This is a genomic window from Bacillus sp. FJAT-53060 (assembly GCF_037104745.1).
In the GTDB taxonomy this organism is placed as follows: domain Bacteria; phylum Bacillota; class Bacilli; order Bacillales; family Bacillaceae; genus Bacillus; species Bacillus stratosphericus_B.
Window position 1 is genome coordinate 128,205 of record NZ_JBAWSW010000001.1, and the last position, 21,851, is coordinate 150,055.

Below are 21,851 nucleotides of genomic sequence, written 5' to 3' on the forward strand. Positions count from 1 at the left end.
TCTCGTTCAATTAGTTTCTATGAGGTTAGCTAGCAAACATGGCCAGCAGTAAATATAAAAACGGCAGAACGAATAAAAAGCTGTCAAACCTGTCCAAAATCCCGCCATGACCAGGGAGTATTGTTCCTGAATCCTTCACATGGTAATGACGCTTTAAAGCAGATTCCACAAGGTCGCCAAGCTGTCCAAAAATACTTAACAAAAGGGTAATAAACATAACAAGCAGATATGATGGCAAAAATCCTGTAACCGCCTGAAACACAAGTGACAGCACGACCGCTGTGACGATTCCACCGATAAATCCTTCTACTGTTTTGTTTGGGCTGATCTCTGGCCAAAGCTTTCGTTTCCCCATAGACTTCCCAATAAAATAGGCACCTGAGTCAGTGGACCAAATAATCACCGCTGCGAAGAAGATCGCACTCATGCCATATAAGCCTCTAATTTGAATAAAATAATAGAAACTAACGCCAATATATAATGTGGCTAATATAACAAAAGCAACCTCATCGAATGTGAAAGAGTTTTTGCTCAGAACTGTATAAGTTAAAAGGATTAAGACAGCGAATAAAGCAATCTGCATTTTTGATGCGTCTACGTTCGGGAAGAAGCTATTTTCTCCACCCATTAAAAACCAAAGCAATATTAAGCTGACAATACCAGGAAAGCTGAAAATAGAGATCTTTTTCATTCTAAGAAGCTCAAAAAGAGCGACACTTCCCATTAAATAAATCAGCAGGGTAAATGGCATTTGTCCATAAATCACTGCAAGCAAAAACATTGCAGCTGCCAAAACACCCGTCAAAATTCTTTGTTTCATCTGCACCACCCTCTAAATTCCACCGAACCTCCGGCCGCGGCGCTGGTACTCTCCGATAGCGCCTATGAAATGCTCATCAGAAAAGTCAGGCCAAAGCACATCCGTAAAGACAAACTCGCTATACGCAATTTGCCAAAGCATAAAGTTGCTTAATCTAATTTCTCCACTTGTGCGAATAAGCAAATCCGGATCTTGAAGAGATTCTGTCATTAAATAAGCTGAAAACATCTCTTCTGTGATGTCTACTGCCTTAAGCTTACCTTCTTTGACTTTTTCAGATATTTGTCTGCATGCTGAGACGATTTCTGTGCGCCCTCCATAGTTGAGCGCAAAGTTCAGAACGAGTCCGTCGTTATTCTCCGTACTCTTTATTGCGTTCTCTACCGCTTTTTTTGTATGTTGCGGGAGGCCTTCTGGATCACCTGTTAAACGCACACGGACATTTTCCTCTATGAGTTCAGGCAGGTAGATGTTTAAAAATTCTTCAGGAAGCTTCATTAAAAAATCTACTTCTAATTTTGGACGTTTCCAATTTTCCGTAGAGAAAGCATACAAAGTTAGCACTTTGACATTGAGCTCATTTGCAAGCTTTGTCATGCGCTTGACGACTTTCATTCCTTCATGATGTCCTGCTACCCGTGGAAGAGCACGTTTCTTCGCCCATCTTCCGTTCCCGTCCATGATAATGGCGATATGTTCAGGAATTTCTCCATTTATTATGTCTTCTTTTGTCAGGCTTTCTAAGTTGGAAGCTGCTATTTGCTGATTCTTCCAATTTTTGAGTATATTGAGCATGAGATTCCTCCATCACCCAAAAAGGTTGCGTTCCCGCTAATAATATAGTCATCAACAGTATTAACAAAAAAACCCCCTGTAAACATGAAGAGGGGCTTTCACTATTATCTATTGTACATAGTTTTTTCTTAAACTTCCATGATTTCTTTTTCTTTATCTTTCGTCACGTCATCAATTTTAGCGACATATTCATCTGTCAATTTTTGAACATCCTCTGTAGATGATCTTAATTCATCTTCAGTGATCTCCCCATTTTTCTCAAGTTTTTTCAAATCATCGTTTGCATCACGACGAACGTTACGAACAGCTACTTTTGATTCTTCTGAGAACTTTCTCACAACTTTTACAAGCTCTTTACGTCTTTCTTCAGTAAGTGCAGGGATCGCAATGCGGATCACATTTCCGTCACTTGTTGGCGTGATGCCTAGATCTGACTTTTGGATTGCTTTTTCGATATCACCGATCACTGTTTTATCGTAAGGTGTGATAATAAGCATACGTGCTTCGGGCACTGTGATCGACGCAATTTGGTTGAGTGGTGTTTGTGCACCGTAATAATCAACTGTCACTTTATCTAGTAGTGAAGCATTTGCTCTGCCAGCGCGAACAGTTGCTAGTTCACGTCCGTATGATTGAACGGCTTTTTCCATTTTTTCTTTTGTTTGGTTCAACACTTCTTTTGACACGTTATTTCCCCCTCACGATCGTTCCGATTGATTCGCCACTTACGGCACGTTTAATATTTCCTTCCTCCATTATGGAGAATACGATTAAAGGAATGTCATTGTCCATACATAATGAGGACGCTGTAGAATCCATGACTGCAAGACCTTCTTTTAATACATCAAGATACGATAGCTTATCATATTTTACTGCATCCGCATCTGTACGTGGATCAGCACTATAGACTCCGTCTACATTATTTTTGGCCATTAAAATGACATCTGCTTCAATTTCTGCTGCACGAAGTGCTGCTGTTGTATCTGTAGAGAAATAAGGGTTACCAGTACCTGCAGCAAAAATCACGACTCGTTTCTTCTCCAGATGACGGATCGCTTTTCTTCTTATGTATGGCTCTGCAACCTGTCTCATTTCAATAGAGGTTTGTACTCTAGACTGAATCCCAAGCGTCTCTAGGCTGTCCTGTAATGCCAGCGAGTTCATCACTGTTGCAAGCATACCCATGTAGTCTGCTGTTGCTCTGTCCATTCCTAAATCACTGCCTGTCTTACCGCGCCAAAGGTTTCCGCCACCTACGACGACTGCAACTTCAACATCAAGTTCTGCAATTTCTTTTACTTGCTTTGCAATGGATTGAATGACAGTTGGGTTAATTCCATTTCCAGCATCACCTGCTAGTGCTTCGCCACTTAGCTTCAGTACAATGCGATTATATTTCGGTTTGCTCATGATAACCTCCAAGTGTAAACTATACCGTCTCTTATTATGCGCAAGAAACGGCCTTTTGTAAATCAATATCCTCTAAAAAATAGGGAACACAGTGCTTGTGCTCCCTAAAAAAGCCCCAGAGAGCTTTTCAAACATTACTTTTTCACTTGGCTCATGACTTCTTCAGCAAAGTTGTCTTGACGCTTTTCGATTCCTTCACCCACTTCATAGCGAACGTAAGTTTGAACAGTTGCGTTTTTCGCACCTACAACTTGTTTCACTTTTTCATCTGGGTTTTTAACGAAAGCTTGGTCAAGTAAGCAAATTTCTTCGAAGAATTTGTTTAGACGGCCTTCCACCATTTTAGCTACGATGTTTTCAGGCTTTCCTTCTTGAAGCGCTTGCTGCGTTAATACTTCGCGCTCACGGTTTGCTTCTTCTTCAGACACTTGGTCACGAGAAATGTATTTAGGATTTACAGCAGCAACGTGCATTGCAATGTCTCTTGCAATCTCTTCATCAGTTGTTCCGTTAAGAACAGTTAATACACCGATGCGTCCGCCCATGTGCAAGTAAGAACCAAATGCAGCGTTATCTTCTTTCGTGATGAGAGAGAAACGACGTAGAGTGATTTTCTCTCCGATTTTCGCAATTGCAGATGTGATATGCTCTTCAACTGTTGAACCATTTTCCATTTTAGAGGCATGAGCTTCTTCAATTGTTGCAGGTTTAGCAGCAAGTAAATGATCAGCAAGTTCGTTAAGAAGTGTTTGGAATCCTTCGTTTTTCGCAACGAAATCAGTCTCAGAGTTCACTTCAAGGATGACGCCTGTGTTGCCGTCAGTTTTGATAAGAGTTAATCCTTCTGCCGCAATACGATCTGCTTTTTTCGCAGCTTTTGCGATTCCTTTTTCTCTTAGAAGATCGATTGCTTTGTCGATGTCACCACCAGTTTCTGTTAACGCTTTTTTACAGTCCATCATACCTGCACCAGTTTTTTGACGCAGTTCTTTTACTAATTGAGCAGTAATTGCCATTTTACATTTCCTCCTTCTATGTTAAAACACGGATTAATAGGTGAAAAAAAGGTGATAAAAGGCATTTCCCTCTTATCACCTTTTGAATAGGTTACGCAGTTGTTGTTTCAGTTTCTGTCGTTTCTCCTACAACAGCTTCTTCTTCGCCTTGTTTAGACTCAAGAATCGCATCTGCCATTTTAGCAGTTAGAAGTTTTACAGCACGGATTGCATCATCGTTTGCAGGGATCACAACATCAATTTCATCTGGATCACAGTTTGTGTCAACGATACCGATGATTGGGATATTTAGTTTACGAGCTTCTGCAACTGCAATGCGCTCTTTACGAGGGTCGATAATGAAAAGTGCATCTGGAAGACTCTTCATGTCTTTGATTCCGCCTAAGAATTTCTCAAGACGCTCTAATTCTTTTTTCAGTTGAACGACTTCTTTCTTAGGGAGAACTTCGAATGTGCCGTTTTCTTGCATTTTTTCAATATCTTTTAAACGCTTGATACGTTTTTGGATTGTTTCAAAGTTTGTTAACGTTCCCCCAAGCCAGCGTTGGTTTACATAGAACATACCAGAACGGATTGCTTCTTCTTTCACTGAATCTTGTGCTTGTTTTTTCGTACCAACGAAAAGGATTTTTCCTCCGTCAGCAGCAAGGTTTTTCGTGAAGTTGTAAGCTTCCTCTACTTTTTTCACCGTTTTTTGAAGATCGATGATGTAGATACCGTTACGCTCTGTAAAGATGTAACGCTTCATTTTTGGGTTCCAACGGCGTGTTTGGTGACCGAAGTGAACACCAGCTTCTAGCAATTGCTTCATAGAAATAACTGACATTTTGTTGCCTCCTAATATAATGGTTTTTTTCCTCCGCTTAAATCATGTCCACATAAAACTGCGCCACGGCAGCACCTTCATATGAATCATCAAGCGTGTGTATTTAACACCAAGAAATAATATAACACATGATGGACTGACAATCAAGAATCCTTTACAGCTTTCCGCTAAATTTCAATAAAAGCTCGATTTCTGTCTTACCAGTTTTTAGTTCTTTCGCTATTTCTTCTAGTGTCAGCCCTTGATCATATAAAGCTTTCACTTGTTCTTGAAATGTTTCTTCTATTTCACTTTCAGAAGGTGCAGCAGCTTCTGTTTCAAGACTTGGAACGGGTTCATTTACCTTCTCTTCCTGCACCTCAACTTCGCTAAGAAGAGCCGACAGATGCTCTGGGACTGGATCTTCACTTTCTATCAATCGCTGGGATTCAGTTGGTGGTTGTGGTTGCTTTGGTGTCTGAAGATCCGACATCAGCTCTTCATCAAAAAAATCAGGGGAAGCAGCTGCAGCTTTTGATAGTTTGTCATTCTCTTCTTTGACTTCCATTAAAAATGCAGCCAATGTATTTTCCGTTTCTTCAAGTAGCTCTCGCTGTTTTTGTTCGGTTGCCTTCAGCGAATTCATTCTCGTGTATAAAATAATCACAAAATAAATAAGTGCAGCATGAAGCATGAAGCTGATCAGCCATAACATATTTTTTCACTCACTAACTCTTTAAGATTGAATGGCTTTATCAAGCAAATGCTTAAGCTTGAACAATGCCTTTGAATGAATCTGGGAAATGCGGGAGGTGGATAAGTTAAGCACTTGACCGATTTCCGTTAATGTCAATTCCTCTGTATAGAAAAGACTAATCACAAGCTTTTCTTTTTCCGAAAGCTCTGTGATTTTTTCAGCAAGCTGTTTGATCAATTCGTCTTTTAGCATTTTCTCTTCAGGTGTCACAGACTTTTCGTCCCGAATCATGACTTGGACGTTTTCTCCGTCTTCTTGATCATGCAACTTCTCGTCAATTGAGAGCAAATTCGCAAAGAAGCCTTCATTCATGGTTGTAACAACATCCTGTTCACTCATGCCTAGCTCCTTGGCAACCTCCGTTGGCGTCACATTTCGTAAATAACGCTGTTCAAGTTTTTCAATAGCCGCTTCTACTTTTTTTGTTTTTTCTCTTGATGTACGAGGCAGCCAGTCCTCTTTACGAAGACCGTCGATGATGGCCCCGCGAATTCTGAAGGATGCGTATGTATCAAACTTCAGATCTCTTCCGGGGTCAAATTTTTCAAGGGCATCATATAAACCGAGCATCCCTAGACTGATCAAGTCTTCTTTATGCACTGACTTCGGGAGACCGATGGAAATTCTTCCAACATGATATGTGACGAGCGGCATATAGCGGCGCATAAGATCATCTCCAGCAGCTGGGTCCTTCCACTCTTTCCATCTAGCCCATAGCGCCTGATCTTCGTAATTTAAGGATTGCATCTTTCTCCCCCTATACTTCCTTAGTTATATCTTCATAATCCCTTGCTTCACAGTACGGATCTCAAGCTCTGTCGTAAGCGGATCGAATTCAATCGTACGGCCATTGTTACCGCCCATGTCCTCACTAATGATCGGGATATGGTGAAGAGACAAATGTTCTTTCACAGCTGATACGTTTCTAGGTCCAATTCTCATCAGATCATTGGTTGACTTAAACTTAAACATTTCCGCTCCACCAGCGAGTTTCGCCTTTAGCGCATGTTTGCGCGCTCCTTCTTTTAAGAGCAGATCAATTGTATGCTTGACACCTGTATCTGCATATTTGGCCAAGTTCTCCACTGCCCCTTTTGCAAGAGATGAGTCAGGAAGCATGACATGGACAAGACCTGCCAGCTTTTTCTCTTGGTCAAACAGCACAAGTCCTACGCAAGAACCAAGACCGGATGTCCGAATGCGATCTGGTGATTTGACAAGCTGAACATCCGCTATACCAACCTTTACAACTACCGGAATCTGCACGTTCATTATAGGTTACCTAATGCTTTGAACAGTTTGTCAAACGATTCAAAGTCTGGTAATAGAAACATATTTCCTTTCAGCTCTTGCTTATTTTGATCATCAAAAATCGATGTATCAATCACAATCGCCTGATCCCCAAGAGGACTGAACTGCATTAGCCCTTCACTAATCACAGCCCCAAACATGTCAAGAGTGACATCTGGAACACTTGGATAAAGCTGCAATTTTGTCAAATCTGCAAGGGCGGATAAATAAGAGCCTGCTAAAATATTTCCTAATTCATGCAATGCGGACGTCCCAAGTACATGCTCATGAATGGTATCAATATCAAATGCCGGATCCTGTACAAGCTCTCTCACAAATTGCTCTGCTTGCTCAAACGGCATAATAAAAAAGATAGAACCGGATATATCTCCTTCCATTCGCAGAAAAATGCTTGCAACTGGAAGATCTGCACCGCCAAGGAAATCCATTAGATCTTCAAACGAGAGAACCTTAACAAAAGGAACAGCCATATCGATTTTACGATTTAATAGGTTGGCTAGAGCAGACGCTGCGTGGCCTGCCCCTATATTCCCAACCTCTCTCAATACATCTAGCTGTTCATCTTTAATTTCACTGAAAATGCTCATTTCACATCCCCCTTAATGAACAGGCGCAATATTCTTATCGAGGACCGCACCAGCATGAATGATATTAAATAGACGCTGGTCATGCTTAATGATGCCTGTCACCCATGATTGCCCTTCTTTTTCAGAATCAGGAGAAGATTCTACCTCTTCCTGATTTACCGTGATGACATCGTTTGCCTCATCAACAATCCAGCCGACCTCAATGTCACCCACGGAAACAATAATCATTCTTGTTTCATCCGTAATCTCGTTTTCAGTTGATCCAAGTCTGACTCTGAGGTCAATGACAGGAGTTACCACACCGCGCAGATTAATGACACCACATATATAAGGGGCAACGCCAGGAACTCTTGTCGGCTGCTGCCATTTTTCAATGGACTTTACTTCTGATACTGAAATGGCGTATTCTTTTTTGTTTACGATAAACACAATCATCTTTTCACCAGTTTTGATATCTGTACTCATTTCAGACCGCTCCTCTATTGTTTTTTACTTGATCATTGCATTACAGTCAACGATGAGTGCAACCTGACCGTCACCTAGGATTGTTGCGCCTGATATCGCAAATACGTTTGGTAAATAATCTCCTAGTGATTTCAATACAACCTCTTGCTGACCAATAAATGAATCGACCACAAATGCTGTCAGTTTATCTCCTTTACGGACAACGATGATGTGCAGTTCTTCCTCTAATTCATTCGCATTTGGTACGTGGAACTGTTTCTTCAAGTATACAACTGGTACGATAAATCCGCGGAAGTCAATGACTTCACGATCATGCGTTTGAAGGATGTCGCTTTTCTTAATCACAGCCGTCTCAATAATAGAAGAAATCGGAATCGCAAATGTCTCCTCTTCCAGTTTTACAAGAAGAACGGAGATAATCGATAATGTGAGTGGAAGCTGGATAGAGAACAATGAGCCTTGTCCTTCTGTTGAGTTAATGCTCACAGAGCCACCTAATGATTCTAGCTTGTTTTTCACGACATCAAGTCCTACACCACGGCCTGAAATGTCAGAAATCGTATCAGCTGTAGAGAATCCTGCTGCAAAGATCAGTGAATCAATTTGATGATCTTCAAGGGTTTCCACTTCTCTTTCGGTAATAACGCCGCGCTCTAATGCTTTTTCAAGCACCTTTTTACGGTTAATTCCACCACCATCATCTTCTACCTCGATGAAGACGTGGTTTCCGCTATGATAAGCCTTTAATAGGACTGTTCCTTTTTCTGGCTTGCCTTTTTTCACACGTTCTTCTGGCGATTCAATGCCATGATCTAGACTGTTTCTAAGTAAGTGTAAAAGCGGATCTCCAATCTCGTCGATGACTGTTCGATCAAGCTCTGTCTCAGCGCCTTCAATGATGAGTTCAATTTTTTTATTGAGCTCTTTCGTCAATTGACGGATCATACGCGGAAACCGGTTAAACACAGTTTCTACAGGTACCATTCTCATGTTCAGGATGATCGATTGCAGGTCGCCAGAAATACGTGTCATTCTTTCCACTGTATCGGTAAGTTCGTTGTTTTCAAGCTCTTTGGCAATCTGTTCTAAACGCCCTCTATCAATGACGAGTTCTTCAAATAGATTCATGAGAGAGTCCAGACGATCGATGTTGACACGAATTGTTTTTGTCCCGCCGGGAGCTGCACCGTTATTGCCATTTGCTTTTGGTACATCGTTTGCTAGTGCTTTAGCAGCAGGGATGGATGCTTCTTCTTTTTTCTGTTCAGGTTTTGCTTTTTGTTTTTCAGCAGCGGCAGTTTCTTCAAATGCAGAAACTTCAGAGATTTCAACATTTTCAACCTCTGAGATCGCCGTCACGATTTTTTTCACTTCATCCATCGGCTGTTTAGATAGACAAGAAATGCTAAATTCAGATTCAAAATCTTCTGATTCTAAAAGTTCTGCATTCGGGACCGTTTTGACGACCTCGCCTGCTTCATTCAATCTTTCAAAAATCATATAGACACGAACCGCTTTTAATAAGCATGCGTCGCTTAATGTCACTGTCAGCTCATAGCATTTGAAGCCTTGTTCTCTGGCTTCATCAAGAACCGTTCGCTCAAATTCATTATAATTCAAGTCGTTAACAGCATTAGCTGATGCATCAGCTAATGCTGCCTCTGCATGGCTTCCTGTCACATCTAACTTTTTACTAATCTCTGTGACATCACGTTTACCATCTCCGCCTTCTGCAATAGATTGAACCATTGCTTCAAGATGATCGAGTGCTTCAAACATCGTGTCCATTGACTCGGGAGTGACAATCATTTGTTCAGTCCGGATGGCATCAAACATGTTTTCTAAGTGATGCGTTAACTGAGCCATATCATCAAAGCCCATCGTTGCACTCATGCCTTTCAATGTATGAGCCGCTCTGAATATATCATTTACTAGCTGCAAGTCAGTTGGGTTCTTTTCTAATTCAAGAAGTTTTTCATTACAAGTTTGTAAGTGTTCTCTGCTTTCATCTAAAAAGATATCTAAGTATTGGTTTACATCCAACATATTCACGCCCTCTCTTTATTCATGGAGCTTATAATTGCATGTGCGATATCATCCACATGCCTTGTTTCATGTGCAAGGCCTGCTTTAATGACTGATTTAGGCATTCCGAAAACAACACATGATTCTTCTTTTTCTGCAATGACTTTTGTATGACCGCTTGCGACCATTTTTTTGACACCTTCTGTACCGTCACTACCCATCCCTGTCATAATGACAGCAATCTTCTCATAACCTTTTATGTTACTGATGGATTCAAATAAATAGTTAACAGAAGGTTTGTGGCGGCTGTAAGTGTCCTCTGAGGACAGCCTGATCACTAAAGTCATCCCTTGTTCATGAAGTGACATATTCATTCCACCAGGAGCTATGTAAGCCACTCCATTTTTAACGATGTCTCCATCTTGTGCTTCTTTAATCGTAATTTGTGATAAATGGTCCAACCTAGTAGCAAGTGATGCCGTAAATCCTGCCGGCATATGCTGCACAATCAAAATTGGCGCCTTTATGTCCTTTGGAAGCTTCGTTACAACTCTTTGAAGCGCCCTTGGTCCTCCAGTAGATGTTCCGATTGAAATAATCTTTTGGAGTGAGCCGCTTTTGACTTCTTGTAGACGTGTAGCAGCTACTGGACTTGGCGGCTTGATGACTAGCTTAGGAGAAACCTGTTTCTCAGTGCGTTTCCTAGACAGGCCTGCCGCAAGTACCCGCTCTACAATTTGGCCTCTTACTTTGTGTAAATCGAGCGAAATACTTCCTGAAGGCTTTGTGACAAAGTCAAAAGCACCGAGTTCTAAGCAATGGATGGTTAAATCCTTCCCTTGCTTTGTCTGGCTTGACACCATAATCACAGCAAGGTCGTGATCAGCCAGCATTTGCTTTAATGCTTCTGTTCCATTTAAAACAGGCATTTCCACGTCTAATGTGACAACATCTGGATTCAATTCCTTGATCCTCTTTAAGGCATCTTCCCCATTACGCGCCGTTCCTACGACTTCAATTTCTTGCTCGGCACTTAGAAAATCACTAATGAGCTTTCGTATAAAGGCCGAGTCATCTACTACAAGCACTCTAATCATGAGTCCACCTTCCTCCTTTTAAAAAAAGAGGACAACTTATCTATAAACGTATGCTGCTCTCTCCGTGACTCTCTTATCTGCTGATGATAAAGTGTTTCTGCCAGCATCTTAATGGTTTTACTCAGTCTTGAATGAGGCTGCATGATATAAAATGGGATCTGTTCAGCTACGGCCTTAGGAACCGCAGGATCATCGGGTACAGCCCCAGCAAAAATAAGCTTTCTATGAAGAAATGATGTGACTACTCCTGCTAATTTCCGGTAGGTTTCAGACCCTTCCGACGGAGTTTTACACCGGTTGACGATAATGTGCACAGACTGTTCAAACTGATGAATGGCTAAATGTTTAATCGCGCTGTAGGCATCCATGATGGAAGTTGGTTCCGGCGTTGTCACGACCACCACTTCTCCTGCTGATAAAACAAAAGGCAGTTGATCTTTTGACAAGCCTGCACCCATATCAAAGAATATACAATCGAAATCGCACATCATCCTCTCCATCTCCTCTAGAAAGAATGACCATTGATCCTTATCTAAAGAAAACAACTGTTCGAGCCCGCTTCCGCCAGAAATGTAATAAAGGTTGTCAGTTCCTTTTGTTATGGCCGCTTGAAAGGGTGTCTTCCTGACGAGAAGATCGAATATGGAGCTAATCGACGTTTTCCCTAATAAAATATCAATATTCCCCATGCCAAAATCAAGGTCGATAACGAGCACTTGCTTGCCTGTATTTGCGATAGAGAGCGCCATATTCAGCGTCAAATTCGATTTGCCCACCCCGCCTTTACCGCTCATGACTGCAATGGTTTTCGCTTGTCCGCTAGAACGAAGAGGCATCGGCGTTATCGTCTGACTTTGCTGAACAAGTTTTCTTAAACCTTCCGCTTGGTCAGGCTTCATCATTGTAAAACCATCCTTGTTAAATCAAGGGGAGAGCTCTCGAGAATATCCTCAGGCACATTTTGGCCATTTGTTAAAAAGCCAAGCCCAATTTGGGATTCTACCATGATGTGAAAGATCGTCCCCATCGTGTCTGTTTCATCTACTTTTGTAAAAATGAATTGATGAATTGGAATGTGCGCAAAACGTTTAACTATGGCTTTCATGTCCTGATACTTCGAGGTTGCACTCATGACGAGAAAACTTTGAATGGTTTCGTCAAATGGAATAATAGCTGTCAGCTCTTTGATATATGCTTCTTCTTTAAAGTTACGACCTGCTGTGTCGACGAAAATATGATCATAATCTTTAAAGAGCTGCTGCGCTTTGACAAAATCTTCTCTTGAATAACAAACCTCAAGCGGCGCCTTTAGCAATTCAGCATATGTTTTCAGTTGTTCGATCGCGGCAATTCGGTACGTATCCGTTGTAATAAAAGCGATTTTCTTTTGCTGCTGAATGGCCGTTTTAGCAGCCAGCTTTGCAATGGTTGTCGTCTTACCAGCCCCAGTTGATCCAAACAGCACAATGTATCTCGAACGAATTGTCGGCTCATCTGAGGTGTGAGTTGGTAGCATGTCTGTGAGCAGTTTTTCTAGTTCTTTTTTAATTTGGTCTTCCTTGACAGCACCCTTTGTTAAAAGACCTTTTAAGCATTGATCTCGGGTCGCATCATCAAGTCCTTGATCCTTCAGCTTTTGATCAATCGCCATGAGTGAATCAGGCAACATTCCAACATGGCGCTCGTTCCTTGCATAATCTAAATGGTGAGATTTAGAAGGCGCCGCTTTGATTGCCTCAACAGCATAAGATGGCTCTTGTACCGGCTTTTCAATTAGTTCCTTTTTCGGTAAAACTGGTGCAGGAGGCACTGAGCTTAGCCCTTTACCAGCTCTTTCTTCAAAATCTTGATCTAGCACCGCAATGACCTCTACCATTTGTTGTTTCTTTAAACCAAACAGCTTTCGTTTGACAACGGTTTTTGAATTTAAAATGACGGCATTCTTACCGAGCTGCTGCCTGATTTGAATTGTCGCCTCCTGCATAGAATTCGCTGTGATTTTTTTCATTTTCATTAGATATCCACCACTCCGATGCTCTGTACTTCTACATTTGCTTCTAGTTCGTTATAAGATAGTACCGGTAAATCTGGGAAATACCTTTCTAACAACTGCTTGACGTACATTCTAATAGGAGGAGAGCATAATAGAACCGGCGTTTCCTGACGAAGCGAAAGTTGTTCAATTTCTTTAGCCACTGATTGAATCACACTTTCAGAGGATTCTGGATCTAACGATAAGTAGTTTCCATGCTCTGTTTGCTGTACGCTGTCAGCAATGACCTTTTCGACTCGACCTGAGCATGTCACGACTTTCAATAATTCATTCTCCCTTGCATATTGTGCGGTTATCTGTCTTGCTAGCGACTGTCTGACATACTCTGTTAACAAATCTGTATCAGTCGTTAGTTTTCCATAGTCTGCAAGCGTCTCAAAAATGGTGACAAGGTTTCGGATGGAGACCTTTTCTTTGAGCAGCTTTGCAAGCACTTTTTGGATATCACCGACCGCTAGCGGATTTGGTGTTATCTCATCCACTAAGACAGGGTAACTTTCTTTTAGATGATCGATTAATTGCTTTGTTTCTTGTCGTCCGAGCAGATCGTGTGTATTTTGCCTAATCTTTTCTGTGATGTGAGTAGACACAACAGAAGCTGGGTCCACGACCGTATAGCCAAGCATTTCTGCCTGATCTTTTTCTGCTTCTGATATCCATTTTGCCGGTAGACGAAAGGATGGTTCGATTGTTTCAATTCCTTCAATTGGATCATCATCAGGCGTTGGGGACATGGCTAAGTAATGATCAAGCAATAGCTCACCTTTTGCCACTTCGTTCCCTTTAATTTTCAACCGGTATTCATTTGGATTAAGCGCAATGTTGTCTCGAATCCGTACTACTGGAATGACAAGACCTAATTCGAGGGCCAACTGCCTTCGGATCATGACAATTCGGTCTAAGAGATCACCGCCCTGATTTGCATCAGCGAGTGGGATCAAACCGTAGCCAAATTCAAATTCAATGGCATCCATTTGCAGGAGGTGAATAACACTTTCTGGACTTTTCATCTCCTCTACCTCGGCCTGTTCCTCCAGCACCTCTTCGATTTCTTCTTGATCCTGTTTGTTTTTTGACATCATATATGCACCAAGTGCAAGGAATCCTGCGATTGGTCCAGTCAAAAGCACGCCAATTGGTGTAAATACGCCGAGAAGGAAAATCGTTCCTGCTGTGACGTAAAGCATGGTCGGAAAAGCAAACAACTGTCCAGTAATATCTGAACCAAGGTTTCCGTTAGATGCAGCCCTCGTGACAACAATCCCTGTTGCTGTTGAAATAAGGAGTGCCGGAATTTGTGAAACAATTCCGTCCCCAACCGTTAAAAGGGTAAAGTGGGAAGCTGATTCTTGAATTGACATTCCTTGCTGGAGCATCCCAATAATGATTCCAAAAATAATATTGATTATGACGATGATAATACCTGCGATGGCATCCCCTTTGACGAACTTACTTGCACCATCCATCGCTCCATAAAAGTCTGCCTCTCTCGCTACTTTTTCACGGCGATTTCTTGCTTCACTTTCTGTCAGCATTCCTGCATTTAAATCTGCATCAATACTCATTTGTTTCCCTGGCATCGCGTCAAGCGTAAACCTTGCGGCAACCTCTGATACACGCTCAGCTCCTTTGGTGATAACGATAAACTGAATGATGATCAGAATCAGGAAGACAACTAGACCAACAAGTACATTTCCTCCAACAACAAATGAACCAAACGTTTCCACAACCTTCCCAGCATCTCCTGTTGATAAAATAGAACGTGTTGTAGAGATGTTAAGCCCTAAGCGAAACAAAGTTAAGAGCAAAAGCAATGATGGAAATATGGAAAATTGCAGCGGTTCTTGCATGTTCATTGTGGTGAGAAGCACGATAAGCGCAAGAGAAATATTAATAATGATTAAAATACTTAATAGAATTGGCGGAAACGGTATGACCAGCATCGCCACGATTAAAATAACACTGAATAAAACAGATAAATCTCTTGCTGACATGCCTGTTCTCTCCTTTTAAAACCAAAAATTCATAACATCTTTTGTTTCGTTTTATATACGTAAGCTAAAATTTCAGCGATGGCCTTAAAGTATTCTTCCGGCACCCCCTGATCGATGTCGACTTGATCATAGAGAGCGCGTGCGAGCGGCCGGTTCTCTACAGTCATGACATCGTGCTCTTTCGCAATCGTTCTAATTTTCAAAGCCAAAATATCTGTTCCCTTTGCCACAACAAAGGGGGCGTCCATCTTTTCTTCGTCATATTTCAAAGCAATTGAGTAGTGGGTCGGGTTTGTAATGATGACGTCCGCTTTTGGGACTTCCTGCATCATCCGTCTCATGGCCATTTCCCGCTGGCGCTGTTTAATTTTTGATTTTATGAGCGGGTCACCCTCTGATTTTTTATACTCATCTTTGATGTCTTGCTTGGACATCCGTAAGTTTTTTTCATAATCAAATTTCTGATACATGTAATCAAGCCATGCTAAGATCAGAAGAGCACCTGCTGCATATAACCCCATAATCAAGGTCATATTTGCAACGAAATGGAGCGTTTCCTCCGCTGTTAATAAAGGAAGCCGCAAGATTTCATCAAAGTGCATCCATAGTGCTATAAATGTCGCAAAACCAACAAAACCAATTTTCAAAATGGATTTCAACAGCTCTACGAGTGCTCGAATACTGTATATACGTTTAAATCCTTTAATTGGATCGAGCTTTTCTAATTTCGGTTTGATCACTTCTGTCGAAAAGAGAAACCCAACTTGTAAATAGTTACTGAGCACCCCTGCCAGCATACCAACACCAAGAATCGGCATAAGGAGGAGTCCTGTTTCTTGAAGCAATTCCAAGAATAGTTGATGAATATTAGATGTGCTAATTTTCATTAGCATTTTTGTTGAATAAAAACGTTCAATGAGCGCAATAATACGCTCTTTCATAAAAGGCCCAATAAAAAAGAATGATAAAAAGATTAATAGAAATGAGATGGCTGTATTGACGTCGGTACTTTTGGCAACCTGCCCTTTTTTTCGTGAATCCTGTCTCTTTTTTGGCGTTGCTTTTTCTGTTTTTTCACCTGCGAAAAATTGCAAGTCAAGTCTAAGCTTTGTCATCATGACGAACCACCGACCAATGCTAGGAAATCCCTCATGGTAAGCACAATCGTTTCAAATGTATTTTGGACGACACCAAAGATCACACCCATACAGATGATGATCATAATAAAACTCACACCCATTTTAATAGGAAGTCCGACAACAAATACGTTTATTTGTGGAACTGTACGTGCCACAATCCCTAATGCGAGATCGACTAAAAACAAACTTGCTACAACAGGTGCTGAGATTTGAAAGGCAATGATGAACATTTGGTTGAAGCTCTTTGAAATAAAGTAGGCAAAGGATTCACTGCCGAAATTCAGCGCGTACTGATCAACTTCAATATATTGAAAGCTGTAATATATACCATCTAGCAACAGGTGATGTGCATTAGTCGCAAGCATCAGCAGCAGTGTGACCGTATAAAAAAATTGCCCCATCAGAGGTGTTTGCGCCCCTGTTTGCGGATCAATAATATTGGCGATCGCAAAACCCATTTGAAAATCAATGAATGAGCCGGCAATTTGAACAGCTGTCACCATGATATATGCAATCAGCCCAAGAAGGAGCCCGACTATTGCTTCTTTCACCGCAAGCATCATATAAAGACCGTCTATGTCAAGTGCTGGCGGTTCTTTAATTGTGCTAAAACTGATGACAGCCAGAAAAAGTGAGAATCCAATTCGGTGAACAGCAGGTATTGTTCTATGCGCTAAAAGCGGTACTGTCACAAAGAAAGCAGTAATTCGAATAAAAACAAGAAGAAAAGCAGGGAATAATTCTATAATTGACATCATTCTTTAACCTGCAAATCGATCTAAATTCGAGAACAGCTCTGTCGTAAAGGACACAATTGTTGAAAGCATCCAAGGACCAAACACAACAAGGCCAATGAGCACTGCAACAATCTTAGGAATAAACGCAAGCGTCTGTTCTTGAATTTGGGTTGTCGCCTGAAACACACTGACAATCAGCCCCACAATTAGCGCGAGCGCTAGAAGCGGCCCGCTAATAAGCAATACAACATATACTGATCTTTCAGCCATCGTAATGACAAATTCTGAACTCATGTTTTAAGCACCTACTCTAAAAGCTTTGCAGCAAAGATTTAACAATCAAGTACCATCCATCGACTAAAACAAATAACAATATTTTAAAAGGGAGCGATATCATAACCGGTGGAAGCATCATCATCCCCATTGACATCAGGACACTTGCAACCACCATGTCAATAATTAAAAATGGAATAAAGATCATGAAACCAATTTGAAATGCCGTCTTTAATTCTGAAATTGCAAAAGCTGGTACCATTGTCGTTAACGGAATATCCTTAATCGATTCAGGTGTATCCATTTTTGCGTAACTAAGAAATAAAGCCAAGTCTTTCTGCCTCGTATGTTTACTCATAAACTCTTTGATTGGCACTTCAGCTTTTTCATACGCTTGATTTAACGTAATGTCATCATTTAAAAGCGGCGTAAGTGCCTCTTTATTAATCTCTGAGAACGTGGGTGCCATAATAAAGAATGTGAGAAACAAAGCAAGTCCAACAAGCACTTGGTTCGGCGGCATTGAGTTGGTTGCAAGTGATGTTCTGACGAACGAGAGAACAATCACGATCCGAGTAAAACATGTCATTAAAATGAGAATGCCTGGTGCAACCGAAAATACGGTCAAAAGTAAAAGAAGACGGACAGACGTGCTAATATTTCCTGCACCGCTGGAATTAAATAAATCGATAAACTCATTCATTTTGTTTCGGGCCTTTCTTTCTGACTTCTGATTGGGTCTTTTTCAATTCGGCTAGCTGCGCCTTTAAATTAGCTGAAAAAGAAGAAGTGGTTGGTTGTTCATGCTTCTTCACCTGCGATGTGAATTTTTGAACGATCTTTGGTAAATCTGTTTTGCTTTCCATCGCTTCTTCATATTGTTTCACAATCGCTTCACATTCTTGTTCATCATCAATTTCTTTTAGAAGCTGAATCGAGTCTGCTACGCCGACAACCAATACTCGTTTGCCCACTTTGATAAGCTGGACCGAACGGTTTTGGCCGACCGTGGTCCCGCCAATATTTTCAACATAGAGGAATGGTTTGAGTAGGCGGTTTTGTTTACCAACAAATCTCACCAATCCATAAATGAGCAGGATGACAAAAAGTAAGGCACCAATCATTTTGACAAAATCCATAATGGAGACAGAAGAAGAGGGAACTTCTTCTGTCGGATTCGTTTGATTGTCAGTGGTTTTCTTTTCTGTATCCTTTTTGCTTTCTTTCTCTCCTTTTAGCCAGTCATTCACTGTGCCGTTTTCAGGATCGTTCGATTCAGCGAGCAGTGACGCAGGCTGAATCATCAAGAAAAGCATAAAACTGATCATTGCTATACATATCAAACGTTTTTTCAACAAGTCTTACACCCTTTTTTAGCCCAACGTTTTATTAATTGCTTCAAGTACGCGGTCTGCCTGGAACGGCTTCACGATAAAGTCTTTTGCACCTGCTTGAATGGCATCAATGACCATTGATTGCTGTCCCATCGCAGAGCACATGATGATCTTTGCAGAAGCATCAATTTGTTTAATTTCTTTTAGCGCTGTAATCCCATCCATTTCTGGCATTGTGATATCCATCGTGACAAGATCTGGAGATGTTTCTTTATATTTTTCAACAGCTTGTGTGCCGTTTTCTGCTTCTCCTACTACATCAAATCCGTTTTTTACAAGAATATCCTTGATCATCATTCTCATGAAAGCAGCATCATCTACGATTAATACCTTAGTAGCCATTTACTTATTCTCTCCCTATATGTTTGTTTATGTTAAATTAGAAAGTCTTTCCGACTGACTTAAAATGTCAGTTACACGAACACCAAAGTTCTCATCAATGACAACGACTTCACCTTTGGCGACGATTCGTTTGTTCACCAAAATGTCTACTGGCTCACCCGCAAGTTTGTCCAGTTCAATGATACTTCCAGCTGAAAGCTCAAGTACTTCTTTCACACTGCGCTGCGTTCTTCCAAGTTCCACCGTAATGGAAAGCGGAATATCCATCAGCATTTCAAGATTTCCTAGCTGACTCGTTGTATGCTGAGGCTCATTGAATGCTTCAAATTCAACTGGCGTCACATTTACAGGTTCTGCTGGATTTGGCTTCGCTTGTCTTTTTGGAGGTGCAGCTTGCTGTGCAGGAGCAGACTGTGTTAACGGAGCTGCCTGCTGAGGTTCAGATGCGCTCTGTGGCGTTTCTTGAACTAGTTCTTCTTCTGGTGTCGGATCTGTTAATTCTGCGATCAAATCCTTCGCAAATGTAATAGTGTAAAGCTGCATAATATTTGAATCTATGAGTTCACCTATTTTTAATCTGAAGGATACTTTGACAAGCATTTTTTCAGCTGGAATGCGCTCTGTGCCTTCTCCTTCTTTGAAATCGAGTAATTCGACGCTTGGAGGAGAAATGTCAACCTTTTTGTTAAAGACTGTAGACATAGATGTCGCTGCAGAACCCATCATTTGGTTCATGGCTTCTTGCACTGCACTTAAGTGAATTTCACTTAAAGAAGGGTCAGCATTTGTTCCATCTCCGCCCATCATTAAGTCTGCAATGACTGCCGCATCTGTTTGTTGGATGACGAGCAGGTTACTTGCACTAAAGCCTTCAGTATAATTCACTTCAATAGCGACATACGGATGAGGAAACTCCTCATTCAACTTGCTTTTTTGAATCACTGAGACAGTTGGAGTTGTAATCTCCACTTTTTGATTTAATAGAGTTGAAAGTGCTGTTGCAGAGCTACCAAATGAAATATTTCCGATTTCTCCAATGGCATCTTGCTCCATTGCAGAAAGGACTGTATCAGGCTCTATATCGTCATTGCTGCCTCCTTTAAGGAGTGCATCGATTTCATCTTGTGATAATTTACTTCCATTTTTATCCATATTATTCACCTCTTATGTCGTGATCTAGAATTTGAATCGCCTGTTTCCGATTCATGCGGCCGGCCTGTCCCAAGAATTTCGGTTTATTTCCGACCATAACAGTAAGAGGCGCGTTTACTGGTTTGTCCAAGGCAATACAATCACCAATTTCCAAATTCAAAAACTCTTCCACCGTCATTTCCGATTGTCCAAGCTCTGCGACTACCGGTATTTTGGCCGTCATAATCTGTTTTTCAATGGCCTTCGTTTCTTCTTGTTTCGGTTCATTTCGTTCAGACTGCATCCAGTAGTGTACAGACAGCTTCGGAATGATTGGCTCTAATACAACGTGAGGAATACATAGGTTGATAACCCCGCTCACCTCACCAATCTGTGTATTAAGCGAAATGACGACAACTGTTTCGTTTGGTGACACCATTTGAACAAACTGGGGATTTACCTCAAAATCTGCCATTTCTGGCTCGATGTCGGTTATGGACTGCCACGCTTCTCTGTAATTTTCCAAAGCTCCCTCAAACATGTTTGAGATTATCTTTGTTTCTATTTCTGTAAGTGATTCTGTCTTATTATGACTAATCCCAATCCCGCCCATCAGCCTGTCCATCATGGCATAACCGATTGTTGGGTTCACTTCAAGCATGATTCTTCCTTCAAGCGGGCTAACGTAAAATAAGTTTAATAACGTCATATTAGGAATCGAACGAATAAATTCTTCGTAAGGTACTTGATCAACCGAGCTGACAGAAATTTGAATATATGATCTTAGCTGCGTTGAAAAGTGAGTGGTGAGTAGTCTAGCGAAGTTATCGTGAATCCTTGTTAAACTTCGAATCTGGTCTTTTGAAAAACGCAGTGCACGTTTGAAGTCATACACCTTCACTTTTTTCATCGTTTCTTCTTTTTTCAGCTCTTCTGCATCCATTTCGCCTGTAGATATGGCTGATAATAATGCATCGATCTCATTCTGGGAAAGCACTTCTCCTGACATTTCTTCACCTCCATCGTGTCAATTAATCGCCTCTATTGCAGATTAAAGGAGGTTATATAAACTTCTTTCACCTTGCCATCTTGCAAATAGTTGTTCACTTTATTTTTGACTTGTGTTTTAAATTGTTCTCTACCTTTTTTACCATCAAGTTCCTCAGCATTCGTCTCTGATAAAATGTCAATCACGGCATCTTTTACTTGGAAACTTCTTTTTTCAAGCTCTTCTTTTGCTTTTTCAGAATCCGTTTCAATATTTAGTACAAGTTTGACAGCATTTCCTTCAGATTTTAAATTTGTGATAATCTCAGGAATTTCAACAGAAGCTTTTACGACTTCATCTGCTGTAGGCTCTTTTTCTGCTTTTGCTTTGTCTGACCCATTCAGCAGAAAAAAGACGCCTCCTCCAATTCCGACAATGGCAATAATCATGATTAGCATTACTACGACTAATTTCTTCTTCATTCAAATTCCTCTATTCCTTGATTCAATGAAATGACTTGGATTTTTCTGTAGAAAGAAATAATCTTTTCTTGGAGCTGCTCTTCATCTTCTTTCACAACGAATTTCTTTCCATTGGCTAATGTAATAGTCGTGTCTGGAAAGCTTTCGATTTGCTCGATATGGAGAGCGTTAATCATAAACCCTTTGCCATTTAATCTTGTCACTTCAATCATAATAAGCAGAGAAGCGAT

Annotated in this window: 26 protein-coding genes; all 26 read right to left on the reverse strand. The window is 41.0% G+C overall.

The genetic code is table 11. The features are described 5' to 3' along the window. Positions 1–25 precede the first annotated feature (25 nt). The 26 genes from WAX46_RS00710 to WAX46_RS00835 all read right to left on the reverse strand — a co-directional run bounded on the left by WAX46_RS00710 (position 26) and on the right by WAX46_RS00835 (position 21,833). On the reverse strand, positions 26–820 hold the full coding sequence (locus WAX46_RS00710) for a phosphatidate cytidylyltransferase (protein WP_226566383.1): 795 nt from the start codon (positions 818–820) through the stop codon (positions 26–28). A 12-nt stretch (positions 821–832) separates the two neighbouring features. Beyond that, positions 833–1,615, reverse strand: coding sequence for an isoprenyl transferase (locus WAX46_RS00715; RefSeq protein WP_226566384.1), 783 nt, complete (start codon positions 1,613–1,615; stop codon positions 833–835). Positions 1,616–1,743: 128 nt separating this feature from the next. Next, positions 1,744–2,301, reverse strand: a complete 558-nt coding sequence (gene frr, locus WAX46_RS00720) for a ribosome recycling factor (RefSeq protein WP_336493197.1) — start codon at positions 2,299–2,301, stop codon at positions 1,744–1,746. Position 2,302: 1 nt separating this feature from the next. Next, the gene (gene pyrH / locus WAX46_RS00725; protein WP_008354464.1) at positions 2,303–3,025 is read right to left on the reverse strand and encodes a UMP kinase; all 723 of its coding nucleotides are present in this window, start codon (positions 3,023–3,025) and stop codon (positions 2,303–2,305) included. A 134-nt stretch (positions 3,026–3,159) separates the two neighbouring features. Further along, the gene (tsf, locus tag WAX46_RS00730; RefSeq protein ID WP_336493198.1) at positions 3,160–4,041 is read right to left on the reverse strand and encodes a translation elongation factor Ts; all 882 of its coding nucleotides are present in this window, start codon (positions 4,039–4,041) and stop codon (positions 3,160–3,162) included. Positions 4,042–4,132: 91 nt separating this feature from the next. Further along, positions 4,133–4,867 (reverse strand): 30S ribosomal protein S2, encoded by a 735-nt coding sequence (gene rpsB, locus WAX46_RS00735; RefSeq protein ID WP_226566387.1) that lies wholly within the window; start codon positions 4,865–4,867, stop codon positions 4,133–4,135. A 154-nt stretch (positions 4,868–5,021) separates the two neighbouring features. Beyond that, a complete protein-coding gene (locus WAX46_RS00740; RefSeq protein ID WP_336493199.1) occupies positions 5,022–5,561 on the reverse strand; it encodes a Swarming motility protein SwrB in 540 nt (179 codons plus the stop codon). A 21-nt stretch (positions 5,562–5,582) separates the two neighbouring features. After that, complete coding sequence (locus WAX46_RS00745; protein WP_226566389.1) at positions 5,583–6,350, reverse strand: FliA/WhiG family RNA polymerase sigma factor; 768 nt, start codon at positions 6,348–6,350, stop codon at positions 5,583–5,585. Between the two features lie 24 nt (positions 6,351–6,374). Next, positions 6,375–6,875, reverse strand: a complete 501-nt coding sequence (locus tag WAX46_RS00750) for a chemotaxis protein CheD (RefSeq protein ID WP_336493200.1) — start codon at positions 6,873–6,875, stop codon at positions 6,375–6,377. Next, entirely contained in the window at positions 6,875–7,501 is a 627-nt protein-coding gene (locus WAX46_RS00755) for a chemotaxis protein CheC (RefSeq protein ID WP_226566391.1), read from the reverse strand. Before WAX46_RS00755 ends, WAX46_RS00750 begins: the two co-directional genes overlap by 1 nt. Positions 7,502–7,513: 12 nt before the next feature. Then, complete coding sequence (locus WAX46_RS00760; RefSeq protein ID WP_226566392.1) at positions 7,514–7,966, reverse strand: chemotaxis protein CheW; 453 nt, start codon at positions 7,964–7,966, stop codon at positions 7,514–7,516. Positions 7,967–7,990: 24 nt separating this feature from the next. Then, positions 7,991–10,009: a chemotaxis protein CheA gene (locus WAX46_RS00765; protein ID WP_226566440.1), complete on the reverse strand. Its 2,019-nt coding sequence runs from the start codon at positions 10,007–10,009 to the stop codon at positions 7,991–7,993. Positions 10,010–10,014: 5 nt separating this feature from the next. Beyond that, positions 10,015–11,088 (reverse strand): protein-glutamate methylesterase/protein-glutamine glutaminase, encoded by a 1,074-nt coding sequence (locus tag WAX46_RS00770; RefSeq protein ID WP_226566393.1) that lies wholly within the window; start codon positions 11,086–11,088, stop codon positions 10,015–10,017. Beyond that, positions 11,085–11,990 (reverse strand): MinD/ParA family protein, encoded by a 906-nt coding sequence (locus tag WAX46_RS00775; protein ID WP_226566394.1) that lies wholly within the window; start codon positions 11,988–11,990, stop codon positions 11,085–11,087. The genes WAX46_RS00770 and WAX46_RS00775 overlap by 4 nt, the downstream gene beginning before the upstream one ends. Beyond that, positions 11,987–13,102 (reverse strand): flagellar biosynthesis protein FlhF, encoded by a 1,116-nt coding sequence (flhF, locus tag WAX46_RS00780; protein WP_226566395.1) that lies wholly within the window; start codon positions 13,100–13,102, stop codon positions 11,987–11,989. The genes WAX46_RS00775 and flhF overlap by 4 nt, the downstream gene beginning before the upstream one ends. Continuing rightward, positions 13,102–15,135 carry a flagellar biosynthesis protein FlhA gene (gene flhA / locus WAX46_RS00785; RefSeq protein WP_336493201.1) on the reverse strand — a complete coding sequence of 678 codons (2,034 nt, stop codon included), beginning with the start codon at positions 15,133–15,135 and terminating at the stop codon, positions 13,102–13,104. Before flhA ends, flhF begins: the two co-directional genes overlap by 1 nt. Positions 15,136–15,164: 29 nt before the next feature. Then, on the reverse strand, positions 15,165–16,253 hold the full coding sequence (gene flhB, locus WAX46_RS00790; RefSeq protein ID WP_336493202.1) for a flagellar biosynthesis protein FlhB: 1,089 nt from the start codon (positions 16,251–16,253) through the stop codon (positions 15,165–15,167). Beyond that, entirely contained in the window at positions 16,250–17,032 is a 783-nt protein-coding gene (fliR, locus tag WAX46_RS00795) for a flagellar biosynthetic protein FliR (protein WP_226566398.1), read from the reverse strand. The genes flhB and fliR overlap by 4 nt, the downstream gene beginning before the upstream one ends. A 3-nt stretch (positions 17,033–17,035) precedes the next feature. After that, entirely contained in the window at positions 17,036–17,305 is a 270-nt protein-coding gene (fliQ, locus tag WAX46_RS00800; protein WP_099680563.1) for a flagellar biosynthesis protein FliQ, read from the reverse strand. A gap of 16 nt (positions 17,306–17,321) precedes the next feature. Next, positions 17,322–17,987 carry a flagellar type III secretion system pore protein FliP gene (fliP, locus tag WAX46_RS00805; protein WP_226566399.1) on the reverse strand — a complete coding sequence of 222 codons (666 nt, stop codon included), beginning with the start codon at positions 17,985–17,987 and terminating at the stop codon, positions 17,322–17,324. Beyond that, positions 17,980–18,639 carry a flagella biosynthesis regulatory protein FliZ gene (gene fliZ, locus WAX46_RS00810; protein ID WP_442895646.1) on the reverse strand — a complete coding sequence of 220 codons (660 nt, stop codon included), beginning with the start codon at positions 18,637–18,639 and terminating at the stop codon, positions 17,980–17,982. Before fliZ ends, fliP begins: the two co-directional genes overlap by 8 nt. Before the next feature lie 18 nt (positions 18,640–18,657). Further along, a complete protein-coding gene (locus WAX46_RS00815) occupies positions 18,658–19,020 on the reverse strand; it encodes a response regulator (protein WP_226566401.1) in 363 nt (120 codons plus the stop codon). Between the two features lie 27 nt (positions 19,021–19,047). Further along, positions 19,048–20,172 (reverse strand): flagellar motor switch phosphatase FliY, encoded by a 1,125-nt coding sequence (fliY, locus tag WAX46_RS00820; RefSeq protein ID WP_226566402.1) that lies wholly within the window; start codon positions 20,170–20,172, stop codon positions 19,048–19,050. 1 nt (position 20,173) lies between these two features. Beyond that, complete coding sequence (fliM, locus tag WAX46_RS00825) at positions 20,174–21,160, reverse strand: flagellar motor switch protein FliM (RefSeq protein WP_226566403.1); 987 nt, start codon at positions 21,158–21,160, stop codon at positions 20,174–20,176. 32 nt (positions 21,161–21,192) lie between these two features. Further along, on the reverse strand, positions 21,193–21,621 hold the full coding sequence (fliL, locus tag WAX46_RS00830; RefSeq protein ID WP_226566404.1) for a flagellar basal body-associated protein FliL: 429 nt from the start codon (positions 21,619–21,621) through the stop codon (positions 21,193–21,195). Then, positions 21,618–21,833, reverse strand: a complete 216-nt coding sequence (locus WAX46_RS00835) for a flagellar FlbD family protein (protein WP_336493203.1) — start codon at positions 21,831–21,833, stop codon at positions 21,618–21,620. The genes fliL and WAX46_RS00835 overlap by 4 nt, the downstream gene beginning before the upstream one ends. Between the last annotated feature and the right edge of the window lie 18 nt (positions 21,834–21,851).

Excerpts from the sequence above, each read along its gene's own strand:
- WAX46_RS00710 (WP_226566383.1), bottom strand. The coding sequence starts at position 820 with ATGAAACAAAGAATTTTGACGGGTGTTTTGGCAGCTGCAATGTTTTTG.
- pyrH (WP_008354464.1), bottom strand. The coding sequence starts at position 3,025 with ATGAGCAAACCGAAATATAATCGCATTGTACTGAAGCTAAGTGGCGAA.
- tsf (WP_336493198.1), bottom strand. The coding sequence starts at position 4,041 with ATGGCAATTACTGCTCAATTAGTAAAAGAACTGCGTCAAAAAACTGGT.
- WAX46_RS00750 (WP_336493200.1), bottom strand. The coding sequence starts at position 6,875 with ATGAACGTGCAGATTCCGGTAGTTGTAAAGGTTGGTATAGCGGATGTT.
- WAX46_RS00760 (WP_226566392.1), bottom strand. The coding sequence starts at position 7,966 with ATGAGTACAGATATCAAAACTGGTGAAAAGATGATTGTGTTTATCGTA.
- WAX46_RS00740 (WP_336493199.1), bottom strand. The coding sequence starts at position 5,561 with ATGTTATGGCTGATCAGCTTCATGCTTCATGCTGCACTTATTTATTTT.
- flhA (WP_336493201.1), bottom strand. The coding sequence starts at position 15,135 with ATGTCAGCAAGAGATTTATCTGTTTTATTCAGTGTTATTTTAATCGTG.
- fliL (WP_226566404.1), bottom strand. The coding sequence starts at position 21,621 with ATGAAGAAGAAATTAGTCGTAGTAATGCTAATCATGATTATTGCCATT.
- fliM (WP_226566403.1), bottom strand. The coding sequence starts at position 21,160 with ATGTCAGGAGAAGTGCTTTCCCAGAATGAGATCGATGCATTATTATCA.
- WAX46_RS00815 (WP_226566401.1), bottom strand. The coding sequence starts at position 19,020 with ATGGCTACTAAGGTATTAATCGTAGATGATGCTGCTTTCATGAGAATG.
- flhB (WP_336493202.1), bottom strand. The coding sequence starts at position 16,253 with ATGATGACAAAGCTTAGACTTGACTTGCAATTTTTCGCAGGTGAAAAA.
- WAX46_RS00755 (WP_226566391.1), bottom strand. The coding sequence starts at position 7,501 with ATGAGCATTTTCAGTGAAATTAAAGATGAACAGCTAGATGTATTGAGA.
- fliQ (WP_099680563.1), bottom strand. The coding sequence starts at position 17,305 with ATGAGTTCAGAATTTGTCATTACGATGGCTGAAAGATCAGTATATGTT.
- WAX46_RS00775 (WP_226566394.1), bottom strand. The coding sequence starts at position 11,990 with ATGATGAAGCCTGACCAAGCGGAAGGTTTAAGAAAACTTGTTCAGCAA.
- flhF (WP_226566395.1), bottom strand. The coding sequence starts at position 13,102 with ATGAAAATGAAAAAAATCACAGCGAATTCTATGCAGGAGGCGACAATT.
- rpsB (WP_226566387.1), bottom strand. The coding sequence starts at position 4,867 with ATGTCAGTTATTTCTATGAAGCAATTGCTAGAAGCTGGTGTTCACTTC.
- WAX46_RS00745 (WP_226566389.1), bottom strand. The coding sequence starts at position 6,350 with ATGCAATCCTTAAATTACGAAGATCAGGCGCTATGGGCTAGATGGAAA.
- WAX46_RS00715 (WP_226566384.1), bottom strand. The coding sequence starts at position 1,615 with ATGCTCAATATACTCAAAAATTGGAAGAATCAGCAAATAGCAGCTTCC.
- fliP (WP_226566399.1), bottom strand. The coding sequence starts at position 17,987 with ATGAATGAGTTTATCGATTTATTTAATTCCAGCGGTGCAGGAAATATT.
- WAX46_RS00770 (WP_226566393.1), bottom strand. The coding sequence starts at position 11,088 with ATGATTAGAGTGCTTGTAGTAGATGACTCGGCCTTTATACGAAAGCTC.
- fliY (WP_226566402.1), bottom strand. The coding sequence starts at position 20,172 with ATGGATAAAAATGGAAGTAAATTATCACAAGATGAAATCGATGCACTC.
- WAX46_RS00835 (WP_336493203.1), bottom strand. The coding sequence starts at position 21,833 with ATGATTGAAGTGACAAGATTAAATGGCAAAGGGTTTATGATTAACGCT.
- fliR (WP_226566398.1), bottom strand. The coding sequence starts at position 17,032 with ATGATGTCAATTATAGAATTATTCCCTGCTTTTCTTCTTGTTTTTATT.